This window comes from Zhongshania aliphaticivorans (assembly GCF_902705875.1).
Classification (GTDB): domain Bacteria; phylum Pseudomonadota; class Gammaproteobacteria; order Pseudomonadales; family Spongiibacteraceae; genus Spongiibacter; species Spongiibacter aliphaticivorans_A.
In genome coordinates this window covers 2,539,084-2,555,022 of the sequence record NZ_CACSIK010000001.1, presented here as the reverse complement: position 1 = coordinate 2,555,022, position 15,939 = coordinate 2,539,084, and the positions used below count along the sequence as shown (strand labels likewise).

The 15,939-nt window shown below is 43.3% G+C and carries 10 protein-coding genes; 7 read left to right on the top strand and 3 right to left on the bottom strand.

Annotated features, from left to right (window positions below):
- Positions 1-298 precede the first annotated feature (298 nt).
- The 3 genes from AELLOGFF_RS11490 to AELLOGFF_RS11480 are packed head-to-tail and all read right to left on the bottom strand — an operon-like array spanning position 299 to position 3,888.
- Positions 299-1,903, bottom strand: a complete 1,605-nt coding sequence (locus tag AELLOGFF_RS11490) for a class I adenylate-forming enzyme family protein (protein ID WP_159268872.1) — start codon at positions 1,901-1,903, stop codon at positions 299-301.
- Between the two features lie 2 nt (positions 1,904-1,905).
- Positions 1,906-3,357: a coniferyl aldehyde dehydrogenase gene (locus AELLOGFF_RS11485; protein ID WP_159268871.1), complete on the bottom strand. Its 1,452-nt coding sequence runs from the start codon at positions 3,355-3,357 to the stop codon at positions 1,906-1,908.
- 57 nt (positions 3,358-3,414) lie between these two features.
- Entirely contained in the window at positions 3,415-3,888 is a 474-nt protein-coding gene (locus tag AELLOGFF_RS11480; RefSeq protein WP_159268870.1) for a hypothetical protein, read from the bottom strand.
- A gap of 452 nt (positions 3,889-4,340) precedes the next feature.
- Between AELLOGFF_RS11480 and AELLOGFF_RS11475 the strand changes: the two genes are divergently transcribed.
- From AELLOGFF_RS11475 to AELLOGFF_RS11445, 7 genes are all read left to right on the top strand, one after another.
- The gene (locus AELLOGFF_RS11475; RefSeq protein ID WP_159268869.1) at positions 4,341-7,124 is read left to right on the top strand and encodes a LuxR C-terminal-related transcriptional regulator; all 2,784 of its coding nucleotides are present in this window, start codon (positions 4,341-4,343) and stop codon (positions 7,122-7,124) included.
- A 282-nt stretch (positions 7,125-7,406) separates the two neighbouring features.
- Positions 7,407-8,309 (top strand): metal-dependent hydrolase, encoded by a 903-nt coding sequence (locus AELLOGFF_RS11470; RefSeq protein ID WP_159268868.1) that lies wholly within the window; start codon positions 7,407-7,409, stop codon positions 8,307-8,309.
- A 51-nt stretch (positions 8,310-8,360) separates the two neighbouring features.
- On the top strand, positions 8,361-8,690 hold the full coding sequence (locus AELLOGFF_RS11465; RefSeq protein ID WP_200842648.1) for a 2Fe-2S iron-sulfur cluster-binding protein: 330 nt from the start codon (positions 8,361-8,363) through the stop codon (positions 8,688-8,690).
- A 67-nt stretch (positions 8,691-8,757) separates the two neighbouring features.
- Positions 8,758-11,235, top strand: a complete 2,478-nt coding sequence (locus tag AELLOGFF_RS11460) for an efflux RND transporter permease subunit (RefSeq protein ID WP_159268867.1) — start codon at positions 8,758-8,760, stop codon at positions 11,233-11,235.
- Between the two features lie 45 nt (positions 11,236-11,280).
- Positions 11,281-12,669 carry a DUF1329 domain-containing protein gene (locus AELLOGFF_RS11455; protein ID WP_159268866.1) on the top strand — a complete coding sequence of 463 codons (1,389 nt, stop codon included), beginning with the start codon at positions 11,281-11,283 and terminating at the stop codon, positions 12,667-12,669.
- A gap of 50 nt (positions 12,670-12,719) precedes the next feature.
- Positions 12,720-13,724 carry a WD40/YVTN/BNR-like repeat-containing protein gene (locus AELLOGFF_RS11450; RefSeq protein ID WP_159268865.1) on the top strand — a complete coding sequence of 335 codons (1,005 nt, stop codon included), beginning with the start codon at positions 12,720-12,722 and terminating at the stop codon, positions 13,722-13,724.
- A 58-nt stretch (positions 13,725-13,782) separates the two neighbouring features.
- Complete coding sequence (locus AELLOGFF_RS11445) at positions 13,783-15,864, top strand: DUF1302 family protein (protein WP_159268864.1); 2,082 nt, start codon at positions 13,783-13,785, stop codon at positions 15,862-15,864.
- The last annotated feature ends 75 nt before the right edge of the window (positions 15,865-15,939 follow it).

Here is a 15,939-nt window from a genome sequence, read left to right as displayed (position 1 = left end):
AATTGATAGTTCTACTATCCTTAGCTGAGGGGCTATTATCTGCATGCGTGTTGCGCGGACCTATTAGTAAAAATACGCACTTTGTATTTAAGTTGCAGAAGTGAGACTTGCGTCACCTTTGAGTGTTGAAACCCAGGGCTGAGGTGTAGTGTTATACGCTCTAATTGTTGTTACAAAAAGAGCGTATAGCTTGAGGGGAAAGATTAGTGCGGGTATTTTAAGATTGTATATTTTGTAGATTGATAGTAAAAAAAAGTAATCAATCTCTTGTTATCACCAAGGAGATTGGAGGGTAAACTCATAACGCCTCATCTGTTTCCCTAAGATTTTGTAATTTCCCCTTACTATTATTTATATCAAGGGTGGAGTAAGTGTCTCGAAGTTTACGTTTTAATATTTTACCTCCGGCATTGCGTGGGATGCTGTCAATAAAAAGAATGCATTTAGGCACCTTGAATCCAGATAAATACCGCCGAGTAAATTCGTTGATTTCTGCGGTATCAACGTCAGTGTTAACGACGAGTAGGGCTAGAACAATTTCCCCCCATTTTTCATGTGGGGCACCGATAACGGCAGCGTCTGTAACGGCTGGATGTTGCATGAGTACCGATTCAACTTCTAAGGAGGCGATATTTTCACCACCGGAAACGATGATATCTTTAAGTCGATCAACAACGAATAGATAGCCTCGGTCATCAATCCGGCCAATATCTCCGGTCAGTAGATAGCCATCCTGAATTGACTCTTTAGTCGCTTTAGAATTATTCCAGTATTCCTTCATAACTAAGTCTGAGCGTACCCTAATCTCACCCACATCACCTTGTTTAACGGCGTTACCATCATAATCGATGATCGCGATGGTCGTGCCGAGTATAGGTCGACCAGCAGAACGAATTAGCGGTGAATCAACAATATTAAAGATTTCGCGGTGGTCTCTAGCCCCGAGCATTGATATAACGCTGTGGGTTTCAGTCATTCCATAGATTTGCACAAAATCACAATTAAAATGTTGATGGGCAGCTCGTAACACGGTTTCGCTGATGGGAGAGGCGCCATAAAAAATACTTTTCAGTGTATTGAAGGTTTTTTCGCCAGTATCCCCTATGCTGCTGCAGGCTTGAATCATTGCCGGAACAAGAGCTGCGTGTTGCAGGCTCTCTTTCGCGATTAAATTACATGTTTCAGCGGGGTTAAATTCACTGCGAAGGAAAAGGCTAGCACCTCGGCTAAGGCACATCAGAGAAATAAATATCCCACCAACATGAAATAACGGTAGGGCTTGATACATGCGTTCACCAGCGAGTATGGCAATATCAAGGGTCAAGGTGAGAGAAGTTAATTGCGATATGCTATTCCCTTCAGTGAGAACCACGCCTTTGGGAAACCCGCTAGTGCCGGAGGTGTAAACCTGTAAGTAGTCACGATCTGCAGTGAGAATTAGCTCAGTCTTTCGGGGGGATTGCTGTTCAAGCCATTCTGAGAAACAAGGTCCATAAGATTTTTGGCTTGAGGTAGCATCTTTTAGAACAAATTGAATCGCAATGTCCACATCGCCTAAGGTTTCTGCAATTTCACTGTCCATGACAATGCATTGAGATTGTGCATCATTAATTATCCAGCACAGTTCGTCTTTAGTTAGTCGTCTGTTGATGGGGACTATCACCGGTCCGCCGAGTAATGCAGCGGTGAGAAGCACCATTATTTCATAACGATTTTTACATACCACTGATACGCGATCTTGTGACGTTAATCCAAGCGTTTTGAAGCCATTTACTGCCTGCCAAGCATTTTTGCGCAAGGTCTCAAATGTGTAACTATTATTGTCATCGTTTACCGCAATTGTATTTGGGTGTGTAGCGCAATGTAAATTGATTGCCGCAAAGGGGTGGAGTCCAATGGTCATCACTAACCCCCCATCATTGAAATTAAGCGTCGGCCGATTGTACCGTACGGGGGATAAAGTAATTTCAAGCCAGTAAACCTCCCGAAACCACGTTGTCTGAATACGGGTTTGATGTGAGAGAAAGTAGTAAACCCTTCCTTGCCATGATATGAGCCGAAACCACTGGCGCCGATTCCTCCAAAGGGTTGGGAGGCCTGCAAATATTGCATCATAACGTCGTTGATAGTGACGCCACCGGCATGGGTAGATTCAAGTACCTGCTCTTGAAGGCGCTGAGAGTTTGAAAACAAATACAGAGCTAGTGGCCGCTCTCTAGCGTTCACAAATTCAATTGCCGCGTCAGTGGATTCCACTTCAATAATTGGGAATATTGGCCCAAAAATTTCATCTTTCATCACTTTGCTATCTAGACTGGGGTTGAGTATCAGCGTCAGTGGGAATTTTCGCTTTTGAATATGCGCAGGCGTAGGCTCTTCCATACGTACTATAGTTGCACCATCGGCTTCTGCCTCATTAACCAAGCTGTTTAGCCGGTCATAGTTTGCTTTGTTAATGATTGATGTGTAGTCGTTTGATGCGATTCCGTCTGGGAAATGGTCTTTAAAATGGCGAGATAACCAAATCTTAAATTCTTCTGTCTTCCCCTTGGGGATAAGCGCGTAATCAGGAGCAATACAGGTTTGTGCGGCATTGTAAGTCTTGCCCCAAAGTACTCGTTTAGCTACTTCGTCAATGGGATATTGATCGTGAACGATAACGGGGCTTTTGCCGCCAAGCTCGAGGGTGACAGGTGTGAGGTTTTTGGCGGCGGCGGTCATGACGTAACGACCAACACGAGTAGATCCCGTGAACATTAGGTGATCAAAGGGTAGTGATGAAAATGCGGCGGCGGCATCGGCTTCACCGCCAAAAATTGAAATATGGTCTTCATTAAAAGCCGTCGCAAGGATTTTTTTCAGTAACTTTTCAGACGCTGGGGTGCATTCTGACATTTTCACCATGCATCGGTTACCGGCTGCGATGGCAGAGGCCAAGCCAGAAATGGCGATATTAATAGGGTAATTCCAAGGCACTATAATACCAATAACCCCTCGTGGTTGAGGTGCGGTGGTGTTTTTGCCAGGTAAAAACCAGAGTCCGGTGCCCCTTGTACGTGAGCGCATCCAGCTTCCTAGATGGCGGCTCGCATACTCAATATTGCCAATGCTGTTGCTTATTTCAGAAAGTCGAGTTTCCTCGGTACAACGACTGCCAAAGTCCTGCCCTAGAGCTTTAATGATTTCATCGCTGTTATCCTTTAATGCATCTTTTAGGGCTTTAAGCTGACGTCGTCGCTCATTGAGTGATGGGAATTTATTATTCTCAAATGCCAACTTTTGGGCCTGAAATGTCGTGACAAACTCGTAGTCGGCATCCGTTTTATTTACTATGTCATTCATGTTTACAATGCTCATAAATTCTCCATTTCGCGATGTTTCAAGCGATGACTGTATTATTGATAAAGTTTTATATTAGTCAGACGGTTCTGCACGCAGCATACAGAAAACCGCGTAAAACAGGGTGATGGCACCGAGTAAGGCTGGAAAAAAGGCGAGAGCGCCCGCCATACTCGCTTCCCCCAGCGCATTGGCTTCTAGTGTGAGTCCGTGGTTTGGGGCGAACATACCAAAAAAATAGAACATGAAATTAGCCCAAACCGCGAGCACCGTTCCACCAAAGACTCGAAAAGCCTGAGTTTCATTGAGGTATACAGTGCGCATGGCGCAGGCTAGGGCGACAGCCATAATACCGTTCATCATCATGCCGATATGGACAGTACGCCAGCCTTGCACTGTGCCAGGAACGTCAAATTCAATAAGGATGGGGATTGGGCTGAGGGATGCACCTCCGAGCATGGCAAAAATAAGAATAAATCCGGTGACTAATGAAACGAGTATTCCGGCGAAGCCGTGGCGCATTAATTTACTAGAGTAATGACGTTGCATTGTTATTGTTCCATATATGATGATAGATACGAACTCTGTACTGAAGATTTGTACTAGGAGCCCAAGGGTTTATTATTTAAATTGAGTAGTAAGACGTATCGTATCGGAATATTGGCGTTTGCTACCCGATCGAAATGTTGGGGTTTGTAAGAATTTTTGATTATTTTGTTGTGTATAAGGTATAGCTGGCCCTTAAAAACGCAAAATAGTTGTTCAATGATGAAGCTTTACCGTGCCACAAACGGTATATTCGAGGCACTTAACGCAATGCTGTTTGACTCGACTAGCGAATTTATAGATCATTCTCAGCGTTTCGATTTATCGTATAGATAGAAATCTAGATATTTCGACGTGTGTGCTGGGTAGATTTTATCAGTGCGTTGGCTTCATTCATGCCTTGTCATTAGGTTGGTGATACCACAGATTTCTGCATAATAATAAAGGAATAAAGAGTGAATACCGTTGGACTAACCTTTAGTCAGTTTCAGATATTAGAAACCAAATTAAAGCCACCTCGGATTCGTGCTGAAGCGCTTATTAGAGATCAGCTTGCTCAGCGCGCCGTGTGTGACACAACGGGGACAGGGTTACTGACTATTGTTGCCTCTGCGGGGTCAGGTAAAAGTACCCTCATGGCTGAGTTATATAGTAATGCCGAAAAGAGTAATAAGTTATGTTGTTGGTTGAGCCTAGATGAAGATGATAATGAGTGTTCGCTATTTTCTAAATATCTAATTGCCTGTATTTATAGCTTAGACCCCAAGAGTGCCCTACGTGAACTGGCATTTCTCAAGTCCAATCCCTCTCGGGATTATGGGGCGTTATTTGATTCCTTGTTGGCAAGAATTATTGCCATCAAGAGTGAATTCGTTTTATTTATCGATGATTTCCAACACATTAGTAATCCAGAGATTATACGGTTTTGGAATAAATTGATTACCCATGCACCCTCAACCATGTGCATTGTATTAGCTGGTCGAAATCGCTTGCCTTTAGATTTAAGTCGTCGTCAAATTTCAGGGATGATCACAGAGGTCAAGCAAAACGAGCTCAACTTGAATACCGACGAAATCATCAATTATTTGAAAATAGCACACAATTTAGAGTGCCCACCAGGGGCAGCAGAAACATTGCATACCTCTACGGAAGGGTGGTTTGCCGGAGTTCAGCTTGCAGCATTGGCCATCTCTAACTCAAACGAATCTGTTGCTGGGTTTATCTCCGGATTTACTGGCAAAGACAAAGCGTTGACAGAGTATCTATTGAAAACAGTTTTGCGGGGCTTGTCGTCGGAAGTGAGGGAGTTTTTGTTACTGTCATCACCGCTGATAAGGTTCTCTGCAAAACTGTGTGATCATATAAGCCAGTTGGGTAATGGCCATGAAATGCTGGATTACCTAGACAGGAACAATATTTTTATTATCTGTGAAGACCGTGAAGGAGTGTGGTTTCGATACCACCACTTGTTTGCAGATTTCTTGCGATCAGAATTAAGAAAGGTCAATCCCGCAAAATATAATGAAATTTGTATTAATGCGGCTAAGTGGTGTGAAAATGAAAATATGCTCACAGAATCAGTGCAGTATTGCCTCACAGCTCAAAATTTTGAAAAAGCGGCAGATTTAATTACTGCCCGAGCACCGGATTTGGTTTTGCTGCAGGGGGATCATTATACCGTACTGGATTGGATGCGAAGGCTACCCGTTGAGTATCATGCAAATAGCCCGCAGCTTCTATTGAATCATGCTTGGTCCTGTGCATTTAGCCGTGATCCAGATCAAGCTGTCGACCTCTGTCAAAAGGTCTTAGCTGGCCTTGAAGATTCAAGTCTATTTTTATGGTCATTAAGTGAAGAAGATAAAACGGAGTGTTATTGGCGGGCCAAAGCCACCGTGGCGATTGCAATAGTGTGTGCCGATGGCTTGGAGAAGAGTATCGCATTATGTGAAAGCGCGTTAGTGGCTGTGCCAGAAATGGAGTCATTTAATATTTCGTCTATTCACAATTGCCTCGCCTATGCTTCGCTCGGACAGCGCAATTATGCTCAGAGCGTCCTTCATGCGGCAGAAGGTTACAAATTTAGTATTAAGGCAGGTTCCAACTATGCTTCTTTGTGGGCGGTGTTTTCTGCCACCTTGGCAAATGTAGAAATGGGAAAGCTGCGGGCGGCGTTTGAAAATGCCACGACAGCTTCTTATAAGGCGGGACCAGCAGACGAAAATAATATGTACTTATGTACGATGGCAGATGTACTAAATACAGAAATAAATGTTCAAAAGTGTAATTTTAATCTGGCTGGGAGAAATTCCTATTCAGGTCGTCCTTTTATGTCTTTATACGGCCCAGTAGAACTTTTATTGGTCGCTATTAGAAATGAGGCTCGCCAGTTGGCGTGGTCAGGAAAGTTGGATCAAGCACGTCAGGTTTTACGTCAGGGGCAAGACACAGCACTGAGTACTAATCAACCGCGCTTGCACTATAGTCTTATTGCTGAAGAAATTGAATTACAAATATGGGACAACCAGATCGAAGCGGCCAAGGAAACGATAATTCGAACAAACTTCTTTCGTGATCTTGAAGTGGGTTTTCCTGAAGAACTATACCCAGCGATGGATGAGCTATCCAAAATAGTGAGAGCACGGCTATTAATTGCTGATAATCAAGCAGAATTGGCTTTTAAGACGATTGTAAAACTAATTAATTTAACGCAAATGAAGCGCCGTGATAGTGCCCGTCTTCAATACACTTTGAAGACATTGAAGGCGGTGGCACTGTGGCAGCTTGGTAAGAAAAAAGAAGGTGTTCGTGAGCTGGATAAGGTCGTAAAACTGGCCTCGCAGGAAGATCATGCCTACCCGATAGTGATTTCAGGCCGCTTTGTTGTACCACTTCTTGAAGATATACGATCGAAGCGCTCTAATGTTGCTCAGAGCGATGAATTGAAGGTGAAACACGATTTCGTTGATCGTTTGCTTATGTTACTCACAGGCGGGGAGCTTGAGGCAGCGAACAACAATAAATCCCTTGCTCAAGATGAGCGATGCCAGGAGCTAACAGGCCGTGAAATAGACATACTTAAGCTTATTGGCGCCGGAATGGCTAACAATGAAATTGCTAAAGAATTAGTTCTCTCTACGGCGACAGTTAAATGGCATCTACATAATATCTACCAAAAGGTTGAGGTTAGAAGTAGAACTGCCGCTGCTGCTTATGCACGCAATATCAATCTTATTTAATTGGGGCGAGTGTTTTTCCCGCTTTGATTGTTCTTTTTTTAATACAATACAACCCTTTCAGAATGGTAAATCCTCCGATTGTTTCGTCATGTCAGTGTTATATTCTTATTTTTTATTGTTTGTAAGTCATTGAATTTATTAAAATAATAATAATGTTTAGTGAATTTGCCAACCTTTTGGTCTGGCTGGCATTGCCTCTAAACTAGAAACCCAACCTATCGGCCTGCTATGTATTCCATTTCTTATGTAATTCTACTCACATAAGAATTATGGAGAGTAGCTATGAATACACAACCCAGCTCCCACCCAATGGACGACTTTCCCGTTAGGCCGTTGACGTTTGACTACGACAAAGTTGAGTTCAATGACCCGCTGTGGAGCCGAACCAAACCCGAATTTTCTATGTTTATTAACGCGCTAGGGGTTCATGTTCCTTATTTTGAGCGTTATTTAGTAAAGGCGATGTCTAGTGCCAAAAAGAAAATTACTGACGAGAAATTATTGCGTGATGTTTCGGCCATTATTGGCCAAGAGGGACATCACGCTAAAAATTTTATCGCTTTAAATAAGTGGTTAGCAAAACGTTATCCTGCGATAGGTGTACTAGATAAAAAGGCAATGAAATATTTTTCAGAGCACGCCAAAAAAGATGATATGAAGAGGTTGCTTGGGTTCACGGCGGGCTATGAAACCTTCACGTTTTTAGGTGGCATGATCATTCTTGATAAGCATGATCAGTGGTTCAAAGAAGGTGATGGCGTAATGAAAGCGCTTTGGTTATGGCATCAAGTTGAAGAGGTTGAACACGGAGCTGTCGCATTTGAAGTTTATAAGCATCTTTACGGTGAGCATGAGTGGTACCGGAAGTGGATGGTACTTTATGCCTTAAGTCATATTGCTAGCGAAACAATACAGTGTTTTTGGGCAATGGCGAAGCATGAAGGCTGGTTAAGAAATCCATTTTCTGCTGTTAAAAAAATGGGATTCTGTTTTTTTACGCTGGCTAGATTTTTGCAATCTGCGTTGCCAGTATTTGGTAAATACTATCATCCTAGGTCTCATCCAATGGTCACCTCTACACAAAATCCAATACAAATAGCATGGCGCCGTTTTGAAAAAGAAGGTGGAGATGTCTTGGAAATTGACCATGAAAAAATGGCAGTAATTATGAACGTCGCAGGTTAATTGTTGGCGTTATAGATAAATGTTAATAGAAAATGTTGGGAAAATAAGTCTGTGAGTGAAAATAAGAACACAATTGAAATGACTTTCATAGAAAGCAGTGGGATTAAAAAAGTAGTTGAGGCAAAGATTGGTGATAGCCTGATGTCTGTAGCTAAAAATAATATGGTGGAAGGGGTTGATGCAGATTGCGGCGGTTGTTGTGCTTGTGGAACGTGCCGAATTTATATGGATGAGAATAACCCCGCTTTGTTTGGCGAGGCAGACGAAATGGAAGCTGCCATGCTTGACTTTGCAGCGGAGGGAGACTCTTCCCAGAGGCTGTCTTGTCAAATTATTGTGAGTGAAAATTTTGCAGGTGCTGAAATAAAAATCGTTGTTTAGCAGTGTTTTCAGAACCTAATAAGTTGAGAATAAATAAAATAGTATTATAAGAATATAGGGATTAATAATGGATAATTACCGATTTCGCCTAGCAGCATGGGTGATGCGTAACAGACTTATTGCAGTAATATTTTTCCTTTGTGTCACGGTCTTTTTTGCCATTGGTATGAAAGGCCTGACAATAAAAACCATATTTTCTGATCTGTTGCCTAAGGATGACCCTTACGTACAAGTCTTTAGTGATCATCCTAATTTTGGTAACCCACTTACGGTTACCGTTATGATAAAGCGTACAGATGGTGATATTTATAATACCAATACCTTAAGTAAAGTATGGGAGTTTACACGTGCCATCGATTTAACCCCTGGCATAAACCACGACTCCCTTATTTCTATTGCTACTGAAAAGGCCCGTTATGCAGAAGCGACACCGAATGGTGTTGATATGCGGCCACTAATGGATGATACAGTGCCATCAACTGCTTTGGCACTAGAAGACTTTCGGCGTCGAGTAGAGCAGAGTCCTAATGTGCGCACCTTTTATGTTTCTGGTGACGAAACTGCCACAATTATAACTGCTGCTTTTTTAGAAAACTTACTAGATTACGATGTTGTTTTTGAACATGTACAGAAATTAGCTGAACAGTACCGAGATGAAAATCACGAAATCTATGTGGTAGGCCAACCGGTGCTCACTGGGTGGGTGTATAAGCTCCAAGAACAAACCTATATGATTTTTGGTATTACTCTGCTTGCGCTAGTTGTGGCCTTGGCACTGTATATGAGAAATATAGCAGGGACTTTAACGCCGATTATATGTAGCTCTGTTGCGGCAATTTGGGGGTTTGGCTTGGTTGGGTGGATATCAGCACCGATTGAGCCACTGCTAATGATTGTGCCTCTGCTGTTGGTTGCGCGTTCCTTCTCCCACTGTGTTCAATTTAGTGAGCGGTACTACGAGATTTACGCTCATCTTCAGGATAAGAGAAAGTCTGCTGAAGTGGCAATGGGCGTTATGATGGCGCCATCAATTTTAGGTGTTATCACGGATGCCTTAGGTATTGTATTTATTGCGCTTGCGCCGATACCGGCAATGGAGCGATTTGCATTGTTCTGTGGTTTCTGGGCTTTCTGTATTATTCCAACGGGCGTCTTTTTGATATCGGTTGTCTTATCGTATTTACCCACTCCTCGTAATATTAACCGTTTGTCTTCGCAGCAAGATCCAACAGGTATTCAGGCATTGCAGCTTAAGACTTTACATATACTGGCTAAATGCACCCATGGTAAGGCTGCAAAATTGACGACAATTGTCACTGCTGCTGTAGGGGTAGCCGCCGTAGCTATTGCAATGAAAATTGAAATTGGTAATCCGGTTGAGGGTTCAAATTTATTATGGGAAGAGTCAGATTACAATACGGCCATTCGTGCAGTTAATGATCACTTTCCCGGTGTAAATACACTAGAAATTATTCTAGAAGCTAAAACCCGGGATGTGAACAATCGCGTAGCCCGAACTCCTGGGGTCGTTGAGGCGGCTTTGCAAATACAGTCACTCGTGGAAAATGACCCTGTGCTCGCACCTCGGGCAACCCTATCGTTTTCGGACTATATGATGGAGGCGAATAGGCTGTTTTCGGGGGGGGATCCAAAGTGGTTGCCATTAGATCCAACAGCGTCAGCGATCCGTGCTGCGGGGACTGCAGTGGTGTTTGGGACAAACCCGATCAACTTTTCACATATTTCTGATTTTGAATTCCAAAATTCAACGATCTCACTTTGGTATAAGGACAATAAACAAGAAACGGTAAACGCTGCTTTGGCTAGTGCTCAACGTGCCGTCGACATAGTGGGTGTTGATCATCCAGAATTTACCGTGCGAATGGGCTCCGGAACCATTGCTTTGCAACAGGCAATGAACTCCGTTGTTAGTCGATATCACTGGTTGATATTAGCACTTCTTAATGTCGCCATATTTGGTGTGGTTGCCTTTGCCTACAAGTCCTTTGTGGCGGCGATTATTGTATTGATTCCGGTCAATCTCTCCAATTTTATGCTTTCAGCAACAATGCATATTCTTGGCATCGGCTTGGATATTAACTCCGTCATGGTTGCTGTTCTTGGGGTGGGTGTGGGTATCGACTATGGCATTTATCTTATGTCGCGAATATGTGAAGAATATTCAGATGAAGTCGGCTGGGCTAATGCAATCACTACCTCTATCACTACTACGGGTAAGGCAATTATGTTCACCGCTTCTATCATGTTGCTTGGCATTATGCCTTGGTACATCTTATCTGACTTGAAATTTATGGCTGATATGGGCTTGCTTCTAGTCGCCATTATGTTGATCAACATGATTCTCTCCCTCGTTGTGTTACCTCTGTTAATTTGGCTGTTCAAACCGAGATTTGCGACCCGTGACGATTTGATGATTGGGGAGAGTGTAGATTTAAGTTTGTTTACTACAGATGTTGCTGATTTAGGTGATAAAGGCAATGTTGTTCCGAACGAAAAGGAAGAGAAGTTACTTGTTCTTAATTAAGTGCATATAAATTTTTAAATCGATAATCAGTTAGAGGAATTGTCAATGATAATTAAAAAATATGACCACAATTACGGCCGCCGACAGCTTTTAAAGAATATGGCTGCTGGTGCTGCGGCAGGTGTGTTAATGCCCTTAGAGAAATTGTTTGCGGCGGGGGCTGATCTTTCAAAAGCTTATCCCGATGAAGTGATGTCTATCGATATGTACACTAAAGGCAAGATCAGTACGGGAGATTATTTAACCGCTGAGAATGTTGATATTGTTAAAGAACTTCTAGATCCCATTGTGTTTGATCAAATTAAAACAATGGGGCGTAGAATAAGAATTCGACCTACAACCACTGATTTTAGTGTGATGTTTCCGGCAGAATTTCATGCCAAAACCATTGAAAATATGAATAATGGTGTTACCGCTATATTTGATAAGCAAGGTAACGTTAAGACAAAAGACGGTAAGAATTGGACGGGTGGTCTGCCTTTCCCTAGTCCTCGTACGGGTGCCGAGATACAAGCCAATTTAGCAATGAGTTGGGGGAGAGCGGATTATAATCAGTACGCAATTAACGATACGGTGATTAACCCAGACGGCTCTAAGGCCTATGATTACGAGTTCATTTGGGCAGAGCTGCAGGTTCAGGCTAGGCTTGACGGCACCGTTTTCCGTAATATGGATGATCTGTTACGATTCCAAACAGTGTATTTCACCTCGACTCAGGACGTTGCCGGTAGCTCGTTCCTTTCTACATGGTATTACGATCAAGCCAAATTCCCAGAGCTATACGGCTATCTTCCCCAGTTCCGCCGAGTGCGTCAGTTCCCAACCAATCAGCGTTTTGAGCCTCTCATTCCTGGTGTTACTTGGTTCTTAACTGACCCCTGGGCAGCGGGTGACCCTATGCTTACTTGGGGTGATTATAAAGTCATTGAGCGCAAACCCATGCTCGGTGGTTTTAATGCCAAGTGGAATGGTGACCACGAAAATTGGCTAGCCGGCACCCATGGTGGTCCTAATGGCGACACCTTTTGGGATACCGATTATGAATTGTCTCCAGAGGTTGCCATTCTTGAGTCAAAACCAATCGGCTATCCGCGAGCACCGGTAGGAAAACGTCTAGCGTATATTGATATGCGTAACAATATGTACTGCGGAAACATCCGTTTTGATCGCCAGGACAAGCCATGGGTTAACTTTGAAACTAACTTTGGTCAATACAAATTAGGTGACAAGGTAGTGTTGGGTCCAGATGGAAAATCACCAGCATGGTCATGGATTAATATTCATTCCTTTGATGCGCAAACACGTCGTATGAGTCGCGCAGCACACCAGAAGGAGAATAAAGGTGGGCATAAGTCTGAATTCAGTTTCGATAATGATAAAGCTTATAGCCGATTCTTTACTCAGCAGGCCTTACAACGCTTAGGTCAGGTCTAATAGTTTTGCCGCAGGCTAAGTCCTGCGGGTTCCTTCAGGGTGCTAGCACAATGATAAAAATGATTGAAAGATGCTCGGCCATACTACTCGTACTATTTTTTACGGGTAATGTCGCTTTTGCAACGAATACGAAGGCCAATCTTGTCGTAGGTGGTACGCCTCATCAGGCCTTGTTTGATATCGACATAGAGGGTGATAAAGGTTTTGCCGTAGGCTCTGGTGGTCAAATATTTCGAACTGATGATGGTGGTAAAAACTGGATATTAGAAAGTAATGACAATTCCTTATCGTTACTGGGTGTGAGTTTTAGTGCTTCTAGGGCAATCGCGGTTGGCCAGTTTGGTGTTATCGTTTTACGAGAAAACGATGGAACTTGGCGCAAGGTAGAAAGTGGAACCAGTGAAAGAATTTTTAATGTTGATATAAACAATAGTGGTTACGCAGTTGCGGTTGGCGCTTTTGGTCTAATTCTTAGGTCAACTGATAACGGTTTAAGTTGGGCGCGTGTATCACCCGATTGGAGCAATACATTTCATGACCCCGATATGCGTCTTGGTGGTTTTTTTGAACCCAATCTTTACGGCGTGAAAATTAATGAATCAGGTCGCTCGTGGATTGTTGGCGAGCTCGCCTTAGTTCTTGCATCCAATGATAGCGGGCTGACATGGGCTGTCAATCATGCGGGTGGTAGTTCTGATGTTGAGGTATCACCCACTTTGTCTGCTATAGATGTCCGCGATGATGGAACCGCATTTGCAGTTGGACAGGAGGGCTATATTCTCAAAAGCAACGATTTAGGTGATACATGGAATAAGCTGTCTTCAGTAACTCACCAAAACCTATTAGGCGTTACTTCATTGGCATCTGGGTTAGTTGTTGCACCGGGCATGAGGGAAATCCTGCTGAGTTTTAATGATGGTGAAACTTGGACTTCTGCAGAAGGCTTGGATATTAAAACAGGATGGTATGGGTCGGCTGCCGCTTCCGAGGATGGTTCGTCTGCGATTGTTGTCGGTAATAACGCCAATATAATTGAAATTAATTATAAGAATTAAAAAAGACCTAATTAGAAGTATTAATAAAAATATAAATCGTATTCAGAGGGAATTTCTTATGAAGTTGTTTCATGTTTCTTGTCGCCCATTAATTGTGCCATTTATATCGTTAGCCATGCTGAGCCCGCTTGCTATCGCTGATGATGAAGGCTGGTTCGAAGATTTTAATGTATCATTTAATGGCTTTGTCCGAGCAGAAATTGCCGGTAGCACCAGTGGAGAAGAAAACCCCAATAACCAAGGTGGGAACTACTATAACAATCAATCTATTTCGCGTCAGGCATACTTACCTCCAGCGCTCAACCCAGTTAGTGGCGTAGGCAGCTTACTCGGTTTAGGTGGTGCTGGTGCATGGGGTACGACTCCGCTACCGTTTGCTGACACCATCCGGCGCGGTGATTATATTAAGACGACATCCAATGATTTCAATTATGCGGTAGTGCGTACAGAAATTGAAATGAACATGCAGTTCAATTATGAGTGGCGGTTTATTGCCAGGCTAAGAGGGATGTTTGACCCTGAAATATACGATGCTTTTGATGCCAAGGATGTGGCCGACTATCAAGGAGGCTTGGATTCTGGCCCGCATGCGAATCCAGCACTTTATGAAGGCACCCCAAGTTATTTCGATTACCTAGCAGATCAGGGCGGAAACCCCAATCCACTTGAATGGACGGGGAAAAACTATCAAGTTTATTTTCCAACGTTTTTACTTGAGTATGCTTCAGGTGATTTAAGCTTGCGTTTGGGTAACCAGCAAATTGCATGGGGGCAGGCAATATTCTTCCGCGTCTTTGATACCCCGAATGGTTTAGACTTGCGGCGTCATTCCTTATTGGATCGTGGTTTAGAAGAGTTTTCAGATAAGCGGGTGCCAATGCTGTCGTTGCGAGCGACTTATCAAGTAAGCGGGAATGTTCTTGCTGATGCCTATGTGGGTCGTTTTCAGCCATCGGTCTTTGGCAATCCGAATACGCCATACAATATTATTCCTACACAATTTACCGTGCATGATGCCTATGAGTCAGGTGGTTACGATGACAAAATATCGGCTGGTTTTCGCTTAAAGGGTGATTATGGCCAGTGGGGCTGGCAAGCCTCCTTTGTGAGTCGCTATGCCACAGAAGGTACTTTCGCGTGGACAAAGTCTGGTGTTAATAAACCGCTAACGGGTTTGGTAGGTAACGTGATTAATACGGCCTACAACGTTAAGTTGCCAGCAAACTCTGTTGCCTGTCCTGTGTATGATCCTGCCATTTGTCGGCTTTATGATAACTCTGGTGAAGCGATGGCAAATACCTCTTTTTCAGTTAACCCCGGCGGTATTTATTCTGCCGAGGAGTGGTTTAAGTATGCGGCAGAAGCGAGGTTAGATGCGATCGGTGGTTTAAATGCTGCGATTACAGAGTTTGATGCAACTCCGGATGTGTATGCCAGTGTAGGCGGTAATGTTGGTGAAACGGCGGCGCAACTTAATACATTCTTCCTGGCGGCTGGAGGCAGTATGCGTGGTCATATAGAGCGGACATATCACCGTGAAAATGATTTTGCGCTAGGTGCGAGTTATGTCAATGAGAGCGATAATAATTTTCTTAATCAGCTGATATTTAATCTTGAAGTTCAGTACACGCCAGAGCGGACATTTACAAATCCGACTTTGTCATCACAGGCAATAAAAGAAGACGAGTACACAGTTGCCCTTGTTGTTGATAAATGGCATCGCTTCTTTAAGGAGCTTCCTGGTACTTACATTGTGTTTCAGGCCTTAACTAAGAATCGCAGTGATTTGGTTGGTCGACATTTGAGTGGCTATGGCAGAGTGGGTTTAGAAGATCTAGCGTCGGGTGATACCACAACCGTTAAAAATGAGAAAACGGGTAATGCAAGTTATATCGTTTTTGGTTTCTTGCAACCGACCGCGAATAAGATTTTTGAAATTGAATTAGCCACTTTGATTGACTTGGACGGCGGTGTTCTTTTTCAACCGGGCCTGCGTTGGAACCCCGGTAAAGGTTTGACTGTCGAGGCATTCTATAACCATGTTGATGGCAGTGCATGGGGAGATAACCCAACCACTAATATGGTGTCGTCACTAGACTTTGCCGATGAACTGGCTTTGCGAGTGACAATGCAATTCTAATGATCTCGGTCTTTTTGCGATATTAACTGAAAATTTTCCTTTCTTTTAGCCGAAAGTTCATCCTTTCGGCTGTTT

Bases quoted from the DNA above. Each gene is read 5' to 3' on its own strand.
- AELLOGFF_RS11445 (WP_159268864.1), top strand. From the start codon at position 13,783: ATGAAGTTGTTTCATGTTTCTTGTCGCCCATTAATTGTGCCATTTATA.
- AELLOGFF_RS11480 (WP_159268870.1), bottom strand. From the start codon at position 3,888: ATGCAACGTCATTACTCTAGTAAATTAATGCGCCACGGCTTCGCCGGA.
- AELLOGFF_RS11485 (WP_159268871.1), bottom strand. From the start codon at position 3,357: ATGAGCATTGTAAACATGAATGACATAGTAAATAAAACGGATGCCGAC.
- AELLOGFF_RS11450 (WP_159268865.1), top strand. From the start codon at position 12,720: ATGATAAAAATGATTGAAAGATGCTCGGCCATACTACTCGTACTATTT.
- AELLOGFF_RS11460 (WP_159268867.1), top strand. From the start codon at position 8,758: ATGGATAATTACCGATTTCGCCTAGCAGCATGGGTGATGCGTAACAGA.
- AELLOGFF_RS11490 (WP_159268872.1), bottom strand. From the start codon at position 1,903: ATGACCATTGGACTCCACCCCTTTGCGGCAATCAATTTACATTGCGCT.
- AELLOGFF_RS11470 (WP_159268868.1), top strand. From the start codon at position 7,407: ATGAATACACAACCCAGCTCCCACCCAATGGACGACTTTCCCGTTAGG.
- AELLOGFF_RS11455 (WP_159268866.1), top strand. From the start codon at position 11,281: ATGATAATTAAAAAATATGACCACAATTACGGCCGCCGACAGCTTTTA.